Raw genomic sequence first — 2,575 nt, 5'->3', positions numbered from 1 at the left:
GCAGGCAGTAGCTTAACTCACCCGGAATGCTGTCCAAACATCGGCGAGTAGCTCAGAGGATCGGCAAACACGGCTTTGCCGACCGCCAGTTCCTCAAGCTCGAACAGACCGGCCAGCATCTTCGCAGTGACGCTTTCGGCGGTCGTGTATTTGAACCGCTCGGCAATCTTCGGATGGTGTTTCAGAGCCCGGAAGCCTGCGCCGCTGATCGCCATACGGTTCGGGTCCACGCCGCAGGTGCAGCGGAGCTTTTCCTTGGCGGTCTCGATATCGCCAAGCGGATCGCTGTTCGGCTTGTTCCAGCAATCATCCGTGACCAGAGCCGGTTTGTTGCCTGCGCCATAATTCGCCGGATCGGTCGCCAGCTTCGCCTGCTCGACCTCAAGCGAGAGGGTGAGCGAGTCCATGACGGTATTCACGGCCCGCTTGCCAAGGTCGATCCCCGGCACGGTCTGGGCGTCCTGGATGAACTCGCGCGGCACCGGCGCATCCAGCGTGTATTGATCCAGCGCGAAGGGCTTGCCCTCATAGCCGAACTGGATGTTCTTCACATCGGCCCCCGGATCGCCTTGTAATCATAGAAGGCTTCAAGCCCGAACTCGATCACCTTGCCGCCGCGTTGCAACACGGGAACGGCGGGGAACAGCACATGGCCGATGCGCTGCACATGGCGATAGCCCTGCGCGATGCCGGAAAGAACCGGATCAATCACGCGGGAACGGTGGATATTCAAAGCTGACATTTTGCCTGTTTCCTTGGGTTGGATTTTTCGCCTCTGGGGCGCGTCTCGGGGTTGATGGGCTGGCAGGGGTGCCGGAATGGCGACTTGCCCTGTCAGCCCCCTGTCAGGATCGCCGCACTGGCCTATTCGACGGCGATCAGAGTGGGGCTTATGCCGCAGATTCGGAGGGGCTTGCGGGGGCTGCGGTTGGGGTTTCGCACCCCCATGAGGCCCAGAGTGGTGCGGACATGCCGTTCCGAGATTTCCAGAGCTTCCGCGATCTGAGCGTTGGTCAGGCCTTTTTCAGCCAGGGTAAGCACGCGTCTTTCGCGGACGTTCTCGCCTCGGCTGACATACATTTTGATGCCGCCAAACTCCCTGACGAGGGTGCGGGCGGCCTCCGCCCCAATCGCAAGCACAAGGAAATGGTCGTTATGCAGGGACCGCTCCTGGAACGGGACGCGGATATCCTTGCCTGCCAGAGCGCGCCGGAACCGCCTTGCAGTTTCGTTGCCAAGCACACGATGGATGTTCACCCATGTGCTGTCGTCGATATCGGCAGTTTCGCCTTTTTCAAAAAGGTGCCCCATGGAGTTTCCTTGCAACCTGACCAGACACGCCGGATGTTCCATCCGGCGTATTCCCCTTTAGCCCGGAGATTATTTCCGGCTGTTTCTGGTTTGGTTCGGACATTTGTCCGGGCCGAATACCGGGAGCGGCTGTGCTGCAATGGCCCTGCCTTTCGGGGCTATGGGCCTGCGCGTTGCAGTTGCAGGTGTTGATCACCGCAGGAGTTGCCTTTTCCGCTGCGGTCGAAGACGCCAGAGGGCGGATGGTTCCTCAGTGCCATCCGCCCTCATACGTGACGGGACGGCGATACCCTCAGGTTGCACGCCGCCCTGGTTCTCTCGACAAGAAGTCTATGATATGCAGACGGAGCCGGTGTGCTGAGGCGGTGTGTGCCCTCACAAGCTATCCGGTGGCGCGTCACGAGCACCCGTGCCGCGCATCCTTGACCTGCTTGCGGTCAACCATGTTCATCAAGGCTGCGATCACCTTCCGGACGGCATCGCTTTCCAGCCAGGTGACGCTGCTGCCGTAACCGCGTTTCTCCAGCCAATGGCGCAGGCCGGTATCTGTGCCTGTGCCATCGGTGAATTCGGCCCAAAGCTGGCTGATCTTGCGTATCTGGGCTTCCGATGCCTTGCCGGGCTTGCGCCGCGCATCCTTCTTCATGGCGGTGGATCGAAAGCCCATCGTCTCGAAATGCGCCATCAGCCGCTTGAAGGTGTCAGGATTGAGCGCCTTCGCGGTTTCCTGACCAGTCAGGCGGGACAGGATGGCGCGATAATCGCCCTCCGACATGCCGACCTGCTCTTTGGCGACCCGGATGATGGCGACGTGTTTGGGGGTGAGGGCATCAGCCATGGGCCGCGACCTTTTTCGGGCGGGCATTGATCCCGACAGCAAATTGCAGCACCTGCGCCACCTTGTCGGGCGAGAGCGCCATGATCTTCGCGACCTCGTTGATACCCTTGACGCGAATAGTGCCATCCCGGAGCGCCTCGAACCGGCTGCGAAGGGCGGTCCGGATGAACTCGAAATCCTGACATTGCTGCCGGATGATGCTTTCCGCACCCCAGCTGATGTCGGGAACACTGTCACCGGAACCCAGTGTATAGCCCAGCATGGAGCCGAAGGCCTCCAACATGCTGATGCCCGTGTGCATGGTTTCCAGAAGCTCGGGAATGAATAGCCCCGAGTTTCTTAGACGCCTTCACGTCTCATCATCTGCTCTTGTTCAAACTCGGCGGGCGACAGCATCCCGTTCCTCGCATGCTTGCGCTTCGGGTT

5 protein-coding genes are annotated in these 2,575 nt (G+C 60.4%); all 5 read right to left on the bottom strand.

Annotated features, from left to right (window positions below):
- Positions 1–17: 17 nt before the first annotated feature.
- The 5 genes from JC607_RS25125 to JC607_RS25105 all read right to left on the bottom strand — a co-directional run bounded on the left by JC607_RS25125 (position 18) and on the right by JC607_RS25105 (position 2,432).
- Positions 18–551, bottom strand: coding sequence for a major capsid protein (locus JC607_RS25125; RefSeq protein WP_198839437.1), 534 nt, complete (start codon positions 549–551; stop codon positions 18–20).
- Positions 548–742 carry a hypothetical protein gene (locus JC607_RS25120; RefSeq protein WP_198839436.1) on the bottom strand — a complete coding sequence of 65 codons (195 nt, stop codon included), beginning with the start codon at positions 740–742 and terminating at the stop codon, positions 548–550. Before JC607_RS25120 ends, JC607_RS25125 begins: the two co-directional genes overlap by 4 nt.
- A gap of 122 nt (positions 743–864) precedes the next feature.
- The gene (locus JC607_RS25115; RefSeq protein WP_198839435.1) at positions 865–1,353 is read right to left on the bottom strand and encodes a LuxR C-terminal-related transcriptional regulator; all 489 of its coding nucleotides are present in this window, start codon (positions 1,351–1,353) and stop codon (positions 865–867) included.
- A gap of 355 nt (positions 1,354–1,708) precedes the next feature.
- Positions 1,709–2,149 carry a regulatory protein GemA gene (locus tag JC607_RS25110; RefSeq protein WP_198839434.1) on the bottom strand — a complete coding sequence of 147 codons (441 nt, stop codon included), beginning with the start codon at positions 2,147–2,149 and terminating at the stop codon, positions 1,709–1,711.
- Positions 2,142–2,432, bottom strand: coding sequence for a hypothetical protein (locus tag JC607_RS25105; RefSeq protein ID WP_198839433.1), 291 nt, complete (start codon positions 2,430–2,432; stop codon positions 2,142–2,144). The genes JC607_RS25110 and JC607_RS25105 overlap by 8 nt, the downstream gene beginning before the upstream one ends.
- Positions 2,433–2,575 lie beyond the last annotated feature (143 nt).

It is taken from the genome of Paracoccus sp. IB05, from assembly GCF_016405985.1.
Taxonomy (GTDB): Bacteria; Pseudomonadota; Alphaproteobacteria; order Rhodobacterales; family Rhodobacteraceae; genus Pseudogemmobacter.
Note: the sequence above shows the minus strand (reverse complement) of the source record. Positions and strands in the feature narration are given on the sequence as shown.

Excerpts from the sequence above, each read along its gene's own strand:
- JC607_RS25110 (WP_198839434.1), bottom strand. The coding sequence starts at position 2,149 with ATGGCTGATGCCCTCACCCCCAAACACGTCGCCATCATCCGGGTCGCC.
- JC607_RS25120 (WP_198839436.1), bottom strand. The coding sequence starts at position 742 with ATGTCAGCTTTGAATATCCACCGTTCCCGCGTGATTGATCCGGTTCTT.
- JC607_RS25115 (WP_198839435.1), bottom strand. The coding sequence starts at position 1,353 with ATGGAACATCCGGCGTGTCTGGTCAGGTTGCAAGGAAACTCCATGGGG.
- JC607_RS25105 (WP_198839433.1), bottom strand. The coding sequence starts at position 2,432 with ATGTTGGAGGCCTTCGGCTCCATGCTGGGCTATACACTGGGTTCCGGT.